At 44.9% G+C, this 14810-nt stretch carries 14 protein-coding genes; 7 read left to right on the top strand and 7 right to left on the bottom strand.

Features of this window, described 5'->3' with window-relative positions:
- Positions 1-9: 9 nt before the first annotated feature.
- The 3 genes from lspA (at position 10) to ispH (ending at position 2204) form a co-directional block, all read left to right on the top strand.
- Positions 10-510 carry a signal peptidase II gene (gene lspA / locus OCV19_RS13505; protein ID WP_004739521.1) on the top strand — a complete coding sequence of 167 codons (501 nt, stop codon included), beginning with the start codon at positions 10-12 and terminating at the stop codon, positions 508-510.
- Positions 511-659: 149 nt separating this feature from the next.
- Positions 660-1091: an FKBP-type peptidyl-prolyl cis-trans isomerase gene (fkpB, locus tag OCV19_RS13500; protein WP_017062866.1), complete on the top strand. Its 432-nt coding sequence runs from the start codon at positions 660-662 to the stop codon at positions 1089-1091.
- A 156-nt stretch (positions 1092-1247) separates the two neighbouring features.
- Positions 1248-2204, top strand: a complete 957-nt coding sequence (ispH, locus tag OCV19_RS13495) for a 4-hydroxy-3-methylbut-2-enyl diphosphate reductase (RefSeq protein WP_029235087.1) — start codon at positions 1248-1250, stop codon at positions 2202-2204.
- 156 nt (positions 2205-2360) lie between these two features.
- Here the strand turns inward: ispH and btsR are convergent, their stop codons facing one another.
- The 3 genes from btsR to OCV19_RS13480 all read right to left on the bottom strand — a co-directional run bounded on the left by btsR (position 2361) and on the right by OCV19_RS13480 (position 6614).
- Positions 2361-3092, bottom strand: a complete 732-nt coding sequence (btsR, locus tag OCV19_RS13490; RefSeq protein WP_017059347.1) for a two-component system response regulator BtsR — start codon at positions 3090-3092, stop codon at positions 2361-2363.
- 105 nt (positions 3093-3197) lie between these two features.
- A complete protein-coding gene (locus OCV19_RS13485) occupies positions 3198-4868 on the bottom strand; it encodes a sensor histidine kinase (protein ID WP_048606801.1) in 1671 nt (556 codons plus the stop codon).
- Between the two features lie 255 nt (positions 4869-5123).
- Positions 5124-6614, bottom strand: a complete 1491-nt coding sequence (locus tag OCV19_RS13480; RefSeq protein ID WP_065676738.1) for a carbon starvation CstA family protein — start codon at positions 6612-6614, stop codon at positions 5124-5126.
- Positions 6615-6946: 332 nt separating this feature from the next.
- Between OCV19_RS13480 and OCV19_RS13475 the strand changes: the two genes are divergently transcribed.
- Positions 6947-7297 (top strand): DUF2799 domain-containing protein, encoded by a 351-nt coding sequence (locus OCV19_RS13475; RefSeq protein WP_017098352.1) that lies wholly within the window; start codon positions 6947-6949, stop codon positions 7295-7297.
- 117 nt (positions 7298-7414) lie between these two features.
- On the opposite strand, the gene murQ is transcribed toward OCV19_RS13475, so the two are convergent.
- Both murQ and OCV19_RS13465 read right to left on the bottom strand, forming a co-directional pair.
- Positions 7415-8335 carry an N-acetylmuramic acid 6-phosphate etherase gene (gene murQ / locus OCV19_RS13470; protein WP_065676739.1) on the bottom strand — a complete coding sequence of 307 codons (921 nt, stop codon included), beginning with the start codon at positions 8333-8335 and terminating at the stop codon, positions 7415-7417.
- 45 nt (positions 8336-8380) lie between these two features.
- Positions 8381-9496 carry an anhydro-N-acetylmuramic acid kinase gene (locus tag OCV19_RS13465; RefSeq protein WP_065676740.1) on the bottom strand — a complete coding sequence of 372 codons (1116 nt, stop codon included), beginning with the start codon at positions 9494-9496 and terminating at the stop codon, positions 8381-8383.
- Positions 9497-9617: 121 nt separating this feature from the next.
- Between OCV19_RS13465 and nagZ the strand changes: the two genes are divergently transcribed.
- The 3 genes from nagZ to tyrA all read left to right on the top strand — a co-directional run bounded on the left by nagZ (position 9618) and on the right by tyrA (position 13172).
- A complete protein-coding gene (gene nagZ / locus OCV19_RS13460; RefSeq protein ID WP_065676741.1) occupies positions 9618-10607 on the top strand; it encodes a beta-N-acetylhexosaminidase in 990 nt (329 codons plus the stop codon).
- 246 nt (positions 10608-10853) lie between these two features.
- On the top strand, positions 10854-11927 hold the full coding sequence (locus OCV19_RS13455) for a 3-deoxy-7-phosphoheptulonate synthase (protein ID WP_017059354.1): 1074 nt from the start codon (positions 10854-10856) through the stop codon (positions 11925-11927).
- Positions 11928-12044: 117 nt separating this feature from the next.
- Entirely contained in the window at positions 12045-13172 is a 1128-nt protein-coding gene (gene tyrA / locus OCV19_RS13450) for a bifunctional chorismate mutase/prephenate dehydrogenase (RefSeq protein ID WP_065676742.1), read from the top strand.
- 161 nt (positions 13173-13333) lie between these two features.
- Here tyrA and OCV19_RS13445 read toward each other — a convergent pair whose 3' ends face one another.
- Both OCV19_RS13445 and OCV19_RS13440 read right to left on the bottom strand, forming a co-directional pair.
- Positions 13334-14344: a M23 family metallopeptidase gene (locus OCV19_RS13445; RefSeq protein ID WP_048606822.1), complete on the bottom strand. Its 1011-nt coding sequence runs from the start codon at positions 14342-14344 to the stop codon at positions 13334-13336.
- A gap of 49 nt (positions 14345-14393) precedes the next feature.
- Entirely contained in the window at positions 14394-14762 is a 369-nt protein-coding gene (locus tag OCV19_RS13440) for a PilZ domain-containing protein (RefSeq protein WP_048615035.1), read from the bottom strand.
- Positions 14763-14810 lie beyond the last annotated feature (48 nt).

Raw genomic sequence — 14810 nt, 5'->3', positions numbered from 1 at the left:
GGAATAGAAATGAGTGAAGTTTCGTTAAAACAATCTGGTGTACGTTGGTTATGGCTGGCTCTATTGGTCTTCTTGGCTGATATCGGCATTAAACTCTTTGTCATGGACAACATGGGTTATGGTTGGGCAAACCGTATTGAGGTGCTGCCATTCTTTAACTTTCTGTACGTGCATAACTACGGTGCAGCGTTTAGCTTCTTGAGTGATCAAAGTGGTTGGCAGCGTTGGTTATTTACGGGTATCGCATTTGCGGTAACAGGTATGCTGACGTACTGGATGAGCAAACTACCAGCAACAGAGAAGTGGAATAACATTGCTTATGCGATCATCATTGGTGGCGCGGTAGGTAATGTGTTTGACCGAGTCGTACACGGCTTTGTTGTCGATTACTTAGACTTCTACTGGGGCACTTACCACTGGCCTGCATTTAACTTAGCGGATATGGGAATCTGTATCGGTGCTGCGATGATCATCTTAGATGGTTTCCGTAAGAAAGACGAAAGCAAATAGCTTGCCTCAAAGTCAGTCTATGACTCACAGAATAGAATAGCCCTAAGCGCTGTCGGTTGATTCCGACGGCGCTTTTTTTTATGCTTCAGTCAACAAGGAAGCAAAGCATAGCTCATCCTCAAATAATAAAGAAATCTAAGGAAAGTAACGTGGCAGCAATTAAAAATGATTCAGCAGTAACTCTACATTTTACGATTAAAATGAAGGATGGTTCAGTTGCCGATAGTACGGAGAACATGGGCAAACCAGCGAAGTTCGTCATGGGCGATGGCAGCCTAAGTGAGAACTTTGAAGCGTGCTTACTTGGACTTGAAGCCGGCACTGAAAAGTCTATCGAACTGAAAGCGGAAGACGCGTTTGGTATGCCAAACCCAGATCATATTCACTATATGGATCGTGCTAAGTTTGTTGGCGACTCTGAAGTTGAAGTGGGCACTATCATGGCATTCTCTGGTCCTGACGGTATGGAAATTCCAGGTATTATTACTGAGATCGCAGGTGATTCAGTGACGGTTGATTTTAATCACCCACTCGCTGGTCAAGATGTTACCTTTGACGTCAATATCTTAACGGTAGAATAACTCTCTTAACGTTAGAATCGCTGTCGTCACGCTAGAATAAGATAGCCTTACAGCTGTGATCTCACCCAGAGCTTCACTGTCTAGACGCTTCACTGTAGAATGCGAACCTCGCTGACGGCGAACTCTATAGAAACAACCTTAGTACCGCGGTAAATGATGAGCAATGAAATGAAAATAATGTTAGCTAACCCTCGTGGCTTTTGTGCCGGTGTGGATCGTGCGATCAGCATCGTAGAGCGTGCACTCGAAATGTATCAGCCACCGATCTATGTTCGCCATGAAGTGGTACACAACCGCTTTGTTGTTGAGGGGCTCAAGCAGCGTGGTGCTATTTTTGTCGAAGAACTGAGTGAGGTGCCAGACGACAACATCGTGATCTTTTCGGCTCACGGTGTTTCTCAAGCGGTTCGTAAAGAAGCGAAAGAGCGTGAGTTAACGGTATTTGATGCGACGTGTCCTTTGGTGACTAAAGTTCATATGGAGGTTGCTCGTGCGAGCCGCAAACATATGGAAGTGGTACTGATTGGCCACGCAGGTCACCCTGAAGTGGAAGGCACTATGGGTCAGTACGCGAGCCAAACTGGTGGTATGTACTTGGTTGAAAGACCAGAGGACGTACAGAACCTCGTGGTGAACGACCCGAGTAACCTGCACTACGTTAGCCAAACTACGCTATCAGTAGATGAAACTGCTGATGTGATTGAAGAGCTACGTCGAGTGTTCCCTGAGATCCAAGGCCCACGCAAAGACGACATTTGCTACGCAACTCAAAACCGTCAAGACGCAGTGCGTGAGATGGCGAATGACGTTGATGTAGTGATTGTGGTTGGTTCTAAGAACTCATCTAACTCAACTCGTCTAAAAGAGCTGGCTGAGAAGCTAGGCACGCCAGGTTATCTAACAGACTGCCCTGAAGACATTCAAACCGAGTGGGTTGAAGGTAAAAAGAAAATCGGTGTAACAGCCGGTGCTTCTGCTCCTGAAGAGCTGGTAAACCAAATTCTAGATCGTATTCGTGAGCTAGGTGCGACTGACGTTGAAGAGATTCAAGGTCGCGAAGAGAACATGTTCTTCGAAGTACCTAAAGAGCTGCAGATTAAGCAAGTCGACTGATCTCTATTGACTGGTGACACCATCGATTCGTGATATTAGCGATTCGTAACACTATCGATTTGTAAACACTATTGATTTGTAAACAGCAGGAAGCCAACGTTGATACGTTGGCTTTTTTGATCGTGCTTTGGAACAAGGCGTCTAACTTCTAACGCGTTACTGGAGACCGAGCTGTTCTTTTAAAGTCTTTAAGTAACGACGACTGACAGGCACTTCAAAGCCAGTCAGGGTAATGATCTCCGCTAATCCATTCTCTAGCAATTTGATCTCTTGGATCGATTTTATGTTGATCAAATACTGGCGATGACAGCGGATCAAATCGGTTTTTTCTTCTAAGATCTTTAGCGTTAACTGTGAAGTCGCGGTTTGCGATGAGCTACGTACATGCACCCCACTGATATCGGAATAGGCGCACTCGACCGTTTGGCTTGCCATGATCACAATGCGGTTATGACCAATACATGGAATCTGCTCTAAGTGACAGGGAGCAATCGCAGAGATGTCTTGTGCTGGCGCTTTCTGATTTTGTTTGATGACCTTATTCAGGCGGCAAACGCTCTTGTTTAATCGACAAGGCTCGACTGGCTTAAGCAGGTAATCAAAAGCGTTATCTTCAAAGGCTTGAATCGCATATTGGTCGTAGGCGGTGACGAATACCACGTAAGGCATGGTATCTGGGTCAAGCATGCTTAACAGCTCAATCCCGGTAACCTGCGGCATTTGGATATCCAAATACACGACATCAGGCTTGAGTAGGTTGATCTGTTTCAGTCCTTCGATCGCGTTACTCGCTTGGCCTATGATTTCCACTTCTCCGGTTTCGGTCAGCAGCTCAATCAGCTCTTCGCGAGCAAAAAGTTCATCATCGACAACTAATGCTTTTAACATCCTACAATCTTCATCTTGGTTCTATCCCTGCTTGGTTCACGCTTATCTTTTAAATGTCTGTTTCTAAATGTTTCAACTCGGAGCGATCCGTCCCCGAAAATACCATTATTTGAGTATAGGTATGATAAAGCTCATTCGAGTAAATTGCTGTGGTTGAGATTCTATTTTTAGTGCTGAATCTTGTCCAAAGAAATTAGTGAGTCGTTTATCAACAATTTCCATCCCTAAACCTACATGATCTTGAGATGGCTTCTGATAATTACCTGCATTGTCTTCAACGGTTAACTTGAACCCACCCTCGAAAGCCTCGCTAGAGATCTTCACTTTACCGCCTTCCAACATATTAGATATCCCATGTTTGATGGCGTTTTCTACCAGCGGTTGCAGGGTAAAGCTCGGCAATTGTGACTCATAAAGTTGCGGGTCGATATCCCATTCCACTTCTAGTCGATCGGTAAAGCGTGCTTTCTCTATGGTCAGGTAAGCGTTGACGTGTGCCAGTTCGTCTTTGAGTTTCACGGTGTTGATGTTCTGCTTTAGGTTGCTTCTAAAGAAGTGAGATAGGTGCTGAATCAACTCTCGAGCTTTATCTGGGTCACGACGTGTTACTGCGCTGATGGTGTTAAGCGCATTGAACAAGAAGTGTGGATTCACTTGAGCGTGCAGCAATTTGATTTCCGCTTGTGTCAGTAGCGTTTGCTGCTGCTGATAGTTGCTAAATAGGATCTGGCTCGATAATAGCTGAGCGATACCTTCACCCATCGACATATTGATGGTTGAGAACAGCTTTAGTTTTGGCTCATACAGTTTGATGGTGCCGACCACTTCGTTACCCGCGCGGAGTGGAATAATTAGCGCAGAGCCCAATTTACAATCCTGCGATAGGGAGCATTGGTATGGGTTCTCTTTGCCATCAAGATAGATGATGTCGTTCTGTTCCATCGAAGTGAGCGTGCTTTGCGATGAAATCGGGGTATTTGGAATATGGTGTTCATCGCCAATGCCGACGAACGCAAGAATTTTTTCTCGGTCGGTAATCGCTACCGCACCAACATTGGTCTCTTCATAAACGATACGTACGATTTTTTGTGCGTTATCAGAATTGAATCCGCCATGTAAAATACCCACCGAACGCTCGGCGATGGTCAATGCGCGGCGTGAGAAGGTAGCCGAGTACTTTTCGAAGATGGTTTTCCTGTCTTGGATGATGCTCATGAACAGCGCGGCACCGACCGAGTTAGCGATGATCATTGGCGCCGCAATATCGGAGACCAGAGCATAGGATTGTTCGAAGGGTTTTGCGACCGCCAGCAGAATCAGCATCTGAATGATCTCTGCAAACAGGGTTACCGAGAAAACCACCAATGGATTAAACAACTGGCTCGCTTTGTTCTTTCTGACTAAGTAAACGTGCAATAGGCCGCCAATCAAGCCTTCTGCTGTGGTGGAAATAGCACAAGCTAAGTCTGTGAAGCCGCCTAATGAGTAACGGTGAATACCGCCAGTAAAGCCGACGGCAAAGCCAACCACGGGGCCGCCAAACAGACCCCCCATTACCGCACCCATCGCACGAGTGTTGGCTATCGCGTCATTAATCTGCAGTCCAAAATAGGTGCCCATAATACAGAACAGAGAAAACAGAACATAACAGCTGACTTTATGGCTTAAGCGTGAAGAGATGCTCAACAAAGGGAGAATCAATGGCGTTTTACTTAGCATGTAAGCAATCACTAAGTAGACACAGGTTTGTTGCAGCAGAGAGAGAATGAGTTCCATATTTTCACCTATTGAGACGCTTGTTAAGTGTAAAGCTCATTGCGTGGTAACGGTAGCTTTGCTTGTGTTTTCGTTGGTTATATCGAGTGACGATTGCTTCTCAATGCTGAGATACAGTAAAGCCCATCACATAGGACGGGCTTTAGTCTTAATATCCACGAATCACTGGGTGATTACGGGAGCAAGCGAAGTGTGTTTGGCTGTTCTTTTGCCTCTCTATGAAGACGTGCCTCTTTTATTAAGAGTCTGAAAGAACTAGGCAGTTTTGGTTACGCCGTTTGCTTCTTTCTCTTCTTCATCAGCAAGGTCGATATCGCCTTTGCCTTTCGAAATCTTGATAACGTAAGCCGCAACACCAAGTGCACTCACCACACCAATGATGGTTGAGATTTGCATTGGTAGACCGAAGCCTAGCTGGCTGTTGTTCAGAATGAATGTGATACACACAGATGTCATGAACACAGCAGGAACCGTGGTTACCCAGTGCAGCTTGTTGTGACGAAGTAGGTAAGCCGAAGCTGTCCATAGCATCATGACTGCTGTTGATTGGTTAGCAAAACCGAAGTAGCGCCAGATGATACCGAAATCAACTTGAGTCAAGATGCCACCGATAACGAACAGTGGTAGAGCCATCAGCAGGCGGTTACGCAGTGTTTTCTGTTCCATGTTGAAGTATTCAGCAAGGATAAGACGGCTTGAGCGGAATGCAGTGTCACCAGAGGTGATTGGTAGGATAACCACGCCAAGGAAAGCAAGGATACCGCCGAATACACCCAGTAGACCAAATGAAGCGCTGTATACCACGTTACCAGGGCCGCCGTTTGCAATTGCGTCAGATAGAGACTCAACTGAACCGAAGAATGACAGAGCAAGTGCACACCAGATTAGAGCGATGATGCCTTCACCAATCATTGCACCGTAGAATACGAAGCGACCGTTCTTCTCGTTTTCCATACAACGCGCCATTAGTGGAGACTGAGTTGCGTGGAAGCCAGAGATAGCACCACAAGCGATAGTGATGAATAGAGCAGGCCAAAGTGGTAGGTCATTCGGGTTCATGTTGGTGAACATGTCCTTCATCTCGAAGCCACCCATGATTTGGTGCTCGTCAGAAAGACCAATCGCAGTGATTAGGCCAACAGACATGAAGATAAGCAGTGCGCCGAACAGTGGGTAGAAGCGACCAATGATTTTATCGACAGGGACAATCGTTGCGATGATGTAGTAAGCAAAGATGATAACAACCATGGTTGTTGCAGACATCGCGAAATCAGTTTGGTCGTTCACTAGGTTAGTGATCATGCCTGCAGGAGCAGATACGAATACCACACCAACGAGAAGCAGTAGAACAATGGCAAAGATGTTCATAAAGTGTTTTGCGCCATTGCCTAGGTAACGTCCAGTGATGGTTGGAACTGAAGCACCACCATTACGGATAGATAACATACCTGAGAAGTAGTCGTGTACTGCACCTGCGAAGATACAACCTAGCACGATCCAAAGCATCGCTGCTGGGCCGTAAAGGGCACCCATGATAGGGCCGAAGATTGGACCTACACCTGCAATGTTAAGCAGCTGAACTAGGTAAACCTTTGGCGTCGACATTGGAACGTAGTCCACGCCATCTTGTTTGGTGTGAGCAGGTGTTTGACGCTTTTCATTGATACCGAAAATCTTCTCGATAAAGGCACCGTAAATAAAGTAGCCACCAATGAGTGCTGCAACACAGGTAAGAAACCACATCATAATTTGTTATCCCTGAATGTATTAATTAAGTCAGGGTGTATATTAAAGAAGAGTATGAGAAGAAACTCCCGCTATGAGAGTGAGTGGTCGAATAGTCAATTAAGTGGTGTTATAACTGATTGAGTGGTTTGCTACGTTTGTAGAGCGGTTGGTTATTCGTGTTGAGAAGTGTCTTGCTTCTGATAAGTGGTGACTTATCTGCTTTAAGTGGTAACCAATAGATATCAGTGGCAGATAACAGACATAAGTGGACATCAGCCAGTGTTCAGCGGAGAATCAGCACAAAGGCAACGCTTCGTCAGGAAGTGGCTAGGTAAATATAAAGGACTGAAATGAAAAAAATAATCGCACTATTCGCCGTGGCATTTAGCCTTGCAGGATGCAGCGCCAATGTTCAAGATTTAGCAGCTGAAGGCAATTGGCAAGAGATTGGCTATCGTGATGGTATTAAAGGTCACACTCAGCGTTCGTATTCAGAGATGACTGAGCTTGGCGCAGTCGATCAAGCGAGTTACACAGAAGGTTATCACCTAGGTGTGACTGAATATTGTAATCCGAACCATGCTTATCAGATTGGTTTGTCTGGTCAGGTGTATGAAGGCGTGTGTTCTGGTACGGAAGACGCTCAACGTTTCCGTATGGAATGGCAACGCGGCTGGGACGAGTTCTCAAACGACTATTAAGCCCAAGCTAGCCATAAAAAATTAAAACTAAAAAAAGACCAGTACCGCGTGTGTGCTGGTCTTTTTGTATGTCGTTGAAGTAGCTGTCTAAATGAGAAGCTACAAGCCAAATTAAGATTACTGATTATTCTCGACTGCTTTTCTCAAGAAGCCATTTTGCTTATCAAGTTGTGCCTTGGCTAACTCTAAATCTAGCCCTGTTAGAATCATCAAAATAGATAACTTCACATCGTAATCAGTCGTTTTAAGTGTCGAAACTGCCAGAGCTTTGTCGCACTCCGTTGCTTGGATAACGATACGAGCAGCGCGGGCAACCAACTTTTCATTGGTCGCTTTTACGTCGACCATCAGATTTTGGTAGCTCTTACCTATACGAATCATGCTGGCTGTGGTCAGCATATTAAGCACCAACTTTTGCGCCGTACCTGATTTGAGTCGTGTTGAACCTGTTAATGCTTCTGGGCCAACCACCGGGCTAATTGCGATTTGAGCGACTTCAGCAATTGGAGAGTCAGGGTTACAAGACAATGCAACCGTTACTGCGCCAAGCTGATTGGCATAGTTGAGTGCACCAATCACGTAAGGTGTACGACCGCTCGCAGCAATGCCCACCACGACATCATTTTCTGAAAACTGAATCGCTTTCAGATCTTCAATACCGAGAGTCAGCGAGTCTTCTGCACCTTCTTTGGCTTTTAAAATCGCCTCTGGTCCGCCAGCAATTAGGCCGATAACCATCTTGTCTGAGACGCCGAAAGTCGGTGGGCATTCTGAGGCGTCTAACACACCTAATCGACCACTGGTGCCTGCGCCCATATAAATCAGTCGACCACCGTTTTGAAATGCATGAGCAATTTTATCTACCGCTTTCGCGATCTGTGGCAGTTCAGCTTCAATTGCCAGTGGGACTTGCTTGTCTTGTTGGTTAATCTTTTCAACCACTTCGAGAGAGGTGAGCAGATCAATATCCATAGTATCAGGGTTTCTCCCCTCCGAAATGAGGTGCGAGAGCGCTGATATGAGAGCGTCGTTACTCATAATGATCCTTAAATGGTGATTCTAAAATGATGGTTCTAAAGCTGTTTAGTCAGCACGATAGAGAACGCCTAGAGAGGCTGCTCTGCTTGCGCCAGTCACTTCTGGTAAATTGCTTGGCAGTTGGTGAATATGACGTTGAGCAAGCCACGCAAAAGCCATCGCTTCCATGTAATCGGCATCCACGCCTTTACTGGTGGTTGAATCCACATCCCAACTTGGAAGCAGTTCAGACAGTCTCTTCATCAACAATGGATTTCGTGTCCCACCGCCACACACATACAGTGCAGGCTGGTTACCCAAGCGATAAGTCTCCACTTCATTGGCTATCGTCAATGCGGTGTATTCACAAAGCGTGCGCTGAACATCTTCTACTGCAAGATCTTTAAATTCTGTTAATTGTTGCTCTAGCCAAGGTAGGTTGAATAGTTCTCTACCGGTACTTTTCGGTGGCATTTGAGATAGATAAGACTCATTTAACAACTGTTCGAGTAAAGCTTGATTGAGTTGACCTTTAAGCGAAAATTGCGCATCACGGTCAAACTTCTCACCCGTGTGTTTATCAACCCAAGCGTCCATCAACATATTGCCCGGACCTGTATCATAACCAAGCGTTGGCTGATTAGGGCGCAGCACTGAAATATTCGAGATACCACCAATATTCAACACCACAACCGAGCTGTCTTGCGGGTGGAAAATCGTATGGTGGAAGGCTGGGACTAATGGCGCACCTTGTCCGCCTAATGCCATGTCTTTACGTCTAAAATCAGCGACGGTTTGAATCTGTGTTTTAGCGGCAATGATGTTGGCATCACCCAGCTGTATGGTAAATGGAGATTCGCCTGTTGGCTGATGAAACACCGTTTGGCCATGATTACCAATCGCAGTCACAGAAGATGCAGGTGTGTCTGACTTGTCGAGAAGTTGCAGAACCGCATCAGCAAATAGATGGCCAAGCTGGTGGTCGAGTTCTCCAATGGCAATCAAATCGGTTTTCTGACCAATACAAACTTCAAGCAGACGTGCTTTGAGGTCATCGGGCATTGGAAACTCATCATGAGCAAGCAATGTGATGCGCGTATCTTCAATCGACACTAAGGCTGTATCAACGCCGTCCATGCTCGTCCCTGACATCACACCGATATACAGTTCTTTATGATCCATTTCTAAGCTCTTGCACTGCATTCTTAAAGTCTTCCACAGATTGGTTTAAAAACATTGTAAAGCAAATTTAAAGAGAATAATCTCGGGAAGTTTATGAAATTAGGTTTAATAAGGGATAAATATGGGACCGTTGTGGGTTGATGTTGCAGGCTACGAGCTGACAGCTGAAGACAGAGAAATTTTAGAGCACCCAACTGTTGGTGGTCTCATCTTGTTTGCTCGAAACTACCACGATAGCAAACAGCTATCGGCGTTAAACAAAGAGATCCGCAAGGTAGCGAAACGTCCTATTTTGATTGGTGTCGATCAAGAAGGTGGCAGAGTTCAGCGCTTCCGCGATGGCTTTTCAATTATCCCAGCTGCTCAAGAATTCGCGACCAAGAATAATGGCGAACAGCTAGCAGAACAAGCGGGTTGGTTGATGGCGGCAGAATTGATTGCCCATGATATCGATCTGAGCTTTGCACCTGTATTAGATAAAGGTCACGATTGTAAAGCGATTGGTAGCCGAGCGTTTGGTGAAGATGTTGATACCATTGTTCGTCATAGCAGCGCGTTCATCAAAGGCATGAAGTCGGTTGGCATGGCGACAACAGGAAAGCACTTCCCTGGACACGGTGGTGTAATTGCTGACTCTCACTTAGAGACGCCATATGACCCTAGAGACGACATCTTTGAAACCGACATGGCAATCTTCAAGGCTCAAATTGAAGCGGGAATCTTGGATGCCATGATGCCTGCGCACGTGGTTTTCTCTCACTATGATGATCAACCAGCGAGCGGTTCACAGTATTGGCTACAGAAAGTATTGAAGCAGCAGCTTGGTTTTAAAGGTTTAGTGTTCTCTGACGATTTAACGATGGAAGGCGCTGCCATAATGGGCGGACCAGCCGACAGAGCGAAAGCGGCTTTGAATGCAGGTTGTGACATGGTGTTGATGTGTAATAAACGAGATGCACAAATTGAAGCTCTGGATCACTTAGCGATTCAAGAGGTGCCTTTAGCCAACTCATTGCTTAAAAAACACAGCTTTGATTTGTCGACACTTCACTCGGATGCTAGGTGGAAAGAGACCTCGGAGACGATTAAGCGAATGCTAGGCAGTGAGTGATAAATAAACACATAATAATTTTAGATAAGGCGATATGATAAATATCGCCTTTTTTGTATCTGCGATCCGTGGTTTAAACCTATTTATCCCTTAGAGTGAGTTAAAGTTGGTGTGTAAATTAAATTTTACGGTGAATGTTTTTTATTGTTTACACTTGCAATCGTTTTTTTAGCTGTTATTGTGTTTTTAAAGATTGTTAGCCCAAATGGAAATGTTGGGTGTAAAAATAAATATACAGGTTGAGTTATGCAGAAAAGTGAATTAAGCAATGTCAATATCATCGACGAACAGGTACTGATTACTCCTGAAGAGTTAAAAGCAAAACTGCCTTTGAGTGATAATGCTCGTCGTTTCATTCAAGAGTCTCGTCAAACTATCGCAAACATCATTCATAAGAAAGATCATCGCATGCTTGTTGTATGTGGCCCATGTTCTATCCATGACATTGAAGCTGCGAAAGAGTACGCGAAACGCCTAAAAGCCTTATCTGAGCAACTTAGCGACCAACTGTATATTGTTATGCGTGTTTACTTTGAGAAACCTCGTACCACTGTGGGTTGGAAAGGTTTGATCAATGACCCGCATCTAGACGGCACTTTCGATATTGAGCATGGTCTGCATGTTGGCCGTGAGCTACTTGTTGAACTCGCTGAGATGGAAATTCCATTGGCGACAGAAGCGCTAGATCCAATTAGCCCGCAATACCTAGCAGATACCTTCAGCTGGGCGGCGATTGGCGCACGTACTACTGAATCTCAAACTCACCGTGAGATGGCAAGTGGTCTTTCAATGCCAATCGGTTTTAAAAACGGTACCGATGGCAACCTAGGCACTGCAATCAATGCAATGCAGGCGGCTTCTTCTAGCCACCGTTTCATGGGTATCAGCCGCGAAGGCCAAGTTGCACTATTAACTACGCAAGGTAACCCAAATGGTCACGTGATTTTACGTGGCGGTAAGCAGACGAACTACGATTCAGTATCGGTACACGAATGTGAGCAAGAGCTGGGTAAATCTGGCTTAGAGGCAGCGCTAATGGTCGACTGTAGCCACGCTAACTCTCGCAAAGATTTCCGCCGCCAACCTTTAGTTGCAGAAGATGTGATTCACCAAATTCGTGAAGGCAATAAATCGATTATCGGCCTGATGATTGAAAGCCATATTAACGAAGGAAACCAATCTTCGGATATACCTCTCAATGAGATGAAATACGGCGTTTCTATTACCGACGCGTGTATCAATTGGGATTCAACTGAGGCACTATTGAAACATGCACATACGGAATTAGTCCCGTTCTTAGAGAACCGCTTGAAAGGTTAGTTAGAGTTTAAATTTAAGTGCCTCATCTAATGGGGCATTTTAAGATCTGTTGCTAGCGAACCTACGTGATTGTGGGCTGATAGATTGGCACGGGCTTATAGATTAGTAAGGAATAAAATGGCCGTTGAACTGAACGAATTACGCGACCAAATCGATGCTGTCGATAAACAAATGTTGGATTTACTGGCTCAACGCCTTGCTCTAGTAGAGAAAGTAGGCGAAGTAAAAAGTGAACATGGTTTACCTATTTATGTACCAGAACGTGAAGCTGCGATGCTGGCATCTCGTCGTCAAGAAGCCGAGAAAATAGGGGTTCCACCACAGTTAATCGAAGATATTTTGCGTCGTACTATGCGTGAGTCTTATGCCAGTGAGAAAGATTCTGGTTTTAAGTGTCTTAACCCAGAATTACGTTCGGTAGTTATCGTTGGTGGTAATGGTCAACTTGGTGGCTTGTTTGGTCGTATGTTCAAACTGTCTGGCTACGAAGTAAAAATCCTTGGCAGCCAAGATTGGGATAAGGCCGACGAAATCTTAGATAATGCTGGGCTTGTGGTTGTTACGGTTCCAATTCACCTAACAGAAGGTGTGATTGCGAAACTAGGTAATCTACCAAGCGATTGTATTTTATGTGATTTGACGTCAATTAAATCTAAACCTCTACAAGCAATGATGAACATGCACCAAGGCCCAGTGGTTGGATTGCACCCAATGTTTGGTCCTGATGTTCCAAGCCTTGCTAAGCAGGTGATTGTGTACAATGATGGTCGTGGTGCTGAAAGCTACCAATGGTTACTGAATCAATTTGGTATTTGGGGCGCGAGCCTTTGCCAGATGGATGCAGCTGAACACGATCACGGCATGACATTGATTCAAGCACTTCGTCACTTCACCTCTTTTGCTTACGGCTTGCACCTGAGTAAAGAGAACCCGAATATCGATCAGCTTCTGAAGCTAAGCTCACCAATCTACCGACTTGAGATTGCGATGGTTGGTCGTCTGTTTGCTCAAGACCCGAATTTGTACGGTGATATCATTCTGTCTTCGGATGAGAATATAGAGATGATTCGACGCTTCCATAGCTGTTTCGGAGAAGCGTTAGAAATTCTAGATGGCAAAGATAAGGCTAAGTTTGTTGAGAGCTTCAACCAAGTGAGTGATTGGTTTGGTGACTACTCACAACAATTCTTGCAAGAGAGCCAAAGTCTTCTAAAACAAGCACATGACTCGATTCATCGTGGTTAATACTGATTTGAAATCATAAAAAAGAGCGACCATCTGGTCGCTCTTTTTGTTTGTGCTGAACGCTATGAAAGCATTTGGCCTACAGTAGACTAAAAGCAATTAGATCATCATAGGCCAAATCAACAGCTCTTAGCTCTTAACAACTAGCTAGCCAGTAACAACTAGTTAGTCGTAATAGGCTTCTTACTCTCTTCACTCGATACGGTGTCGATGGTCGAGCTAATGTAAGGCACGTTAGTCAGGTTGATCTGCAAGCGAACCACATTATCAATCAGTTGAACCAGTGGGCCCCACTTAACCTTTTTCTCTTTCTCGAACACGTAGTTGAAGTTTTCCGGTGTCCAATCCATCAAGTATTGAGGGTTCAATGAACGACCAAGGAAGCGTACTTCATAATGCAAGTGTGGGCCGGTTGAGTTACCTGAGTTACCACAGCTCGCAATCACATCACCTTTACTCACAAACTGACCGCTACGTACCTTGAACTTCTGTAGGTGCGCATAAGAACTCATGAAACCAAACGAGTGACGCATAGTAATAAAGTTGCCGAAGCCTTTTTTACTTGGGCGTACCGTTTCAATGACTCCATCTGCAGGCGCCACAATATCTTCACCACGCTTACACGTTAGATCGATACCAGTATGTACATGGCGTTTGCCTGAAATAGGGTTAGTGCGGCTACCATAAGAAGAAGAGATACGTTGATAAGCCATCGGACTGTCGTTTGGAATCAAACGGAACATCGTGGCTCTTACTGCTGAATCGACTGCAGCCGCATCAATGCGATCTTCTAAAGAAATATCATCGGTAAGCAGTTCTTCATCAGCAAGACCCAGTACTGATTCCACATCGAATACACGCTTACCAAGTAGCTGAATCGTGCCTTCTTTCTCGGTCAGTGTTTGCGATAGCGAATGGTTGGTTTCTACTTGCTCAGCATAAAGAAACTCAGTTTGTTCTTTTTCAACAATCAGCGTTTCAATCAACTGTTGGGCATCACCCGCTTGTAGCGCGAGTTCTTGTTTACTCTCGAAGTGCATGTACGCCGCTCCGCCAATTAATAGCGGTACTGAAAAAATGGCAGTAGTGCAAATGAGTACAGCCTTACGGCCGAAGTAAAACGTCTGTTCCCCCTGACTGGAGGGAATAGTAATGGATAGTTTTTTAGACATGGTTCTGTATTAACTAAATGCTTCTAATAGAAAAAGGGTAATGGAGATGTCACTCACTACCTAAATCGGTAAGGTGTTCAATCTCTCTATAAAGCAGTTCATCGTCGCCAACATTAAGCTCCACAAGGCGCTTAAGGTGGCTGATACTATCAATATCTAAATGCTCTATGCGTAAACGCATTGAGGTATTGATGGTAGAGACTATCGTTGCTTCTAACTGAATATTGATATCACTGTTTTCGAGTTTAAAGCTCACTTGAACAGGGACATCATGGCTAAGTTGTTTTGATTCATTGCATTGAATGAGTAAACCATGGAGTGATAAGTCTTGCACTGAGCCTGATACATTTACGTGTCCTTGTGAGATCTCAGTCGGAACTTGATAAATAACTCGTGAAAATTGACGTCTTTCAACCATAAGTAATCTCTCTATATCGATGCATTACACGTAAGCCAGATACATCAA

It is taken from the genome of Vibrio celticus, assembly GCF_024347335.1.
GTDB classification, from domain to species: domain Bacteria; phylum Pseudomonadota; class Gammaproteobacteria; order Enterobacterales; family Vibrionaceae; genus Vibrio; species Vibrio celticus.
This window is presented reverse-complemented; position numbering and strand designations above follow the sequence as displayed.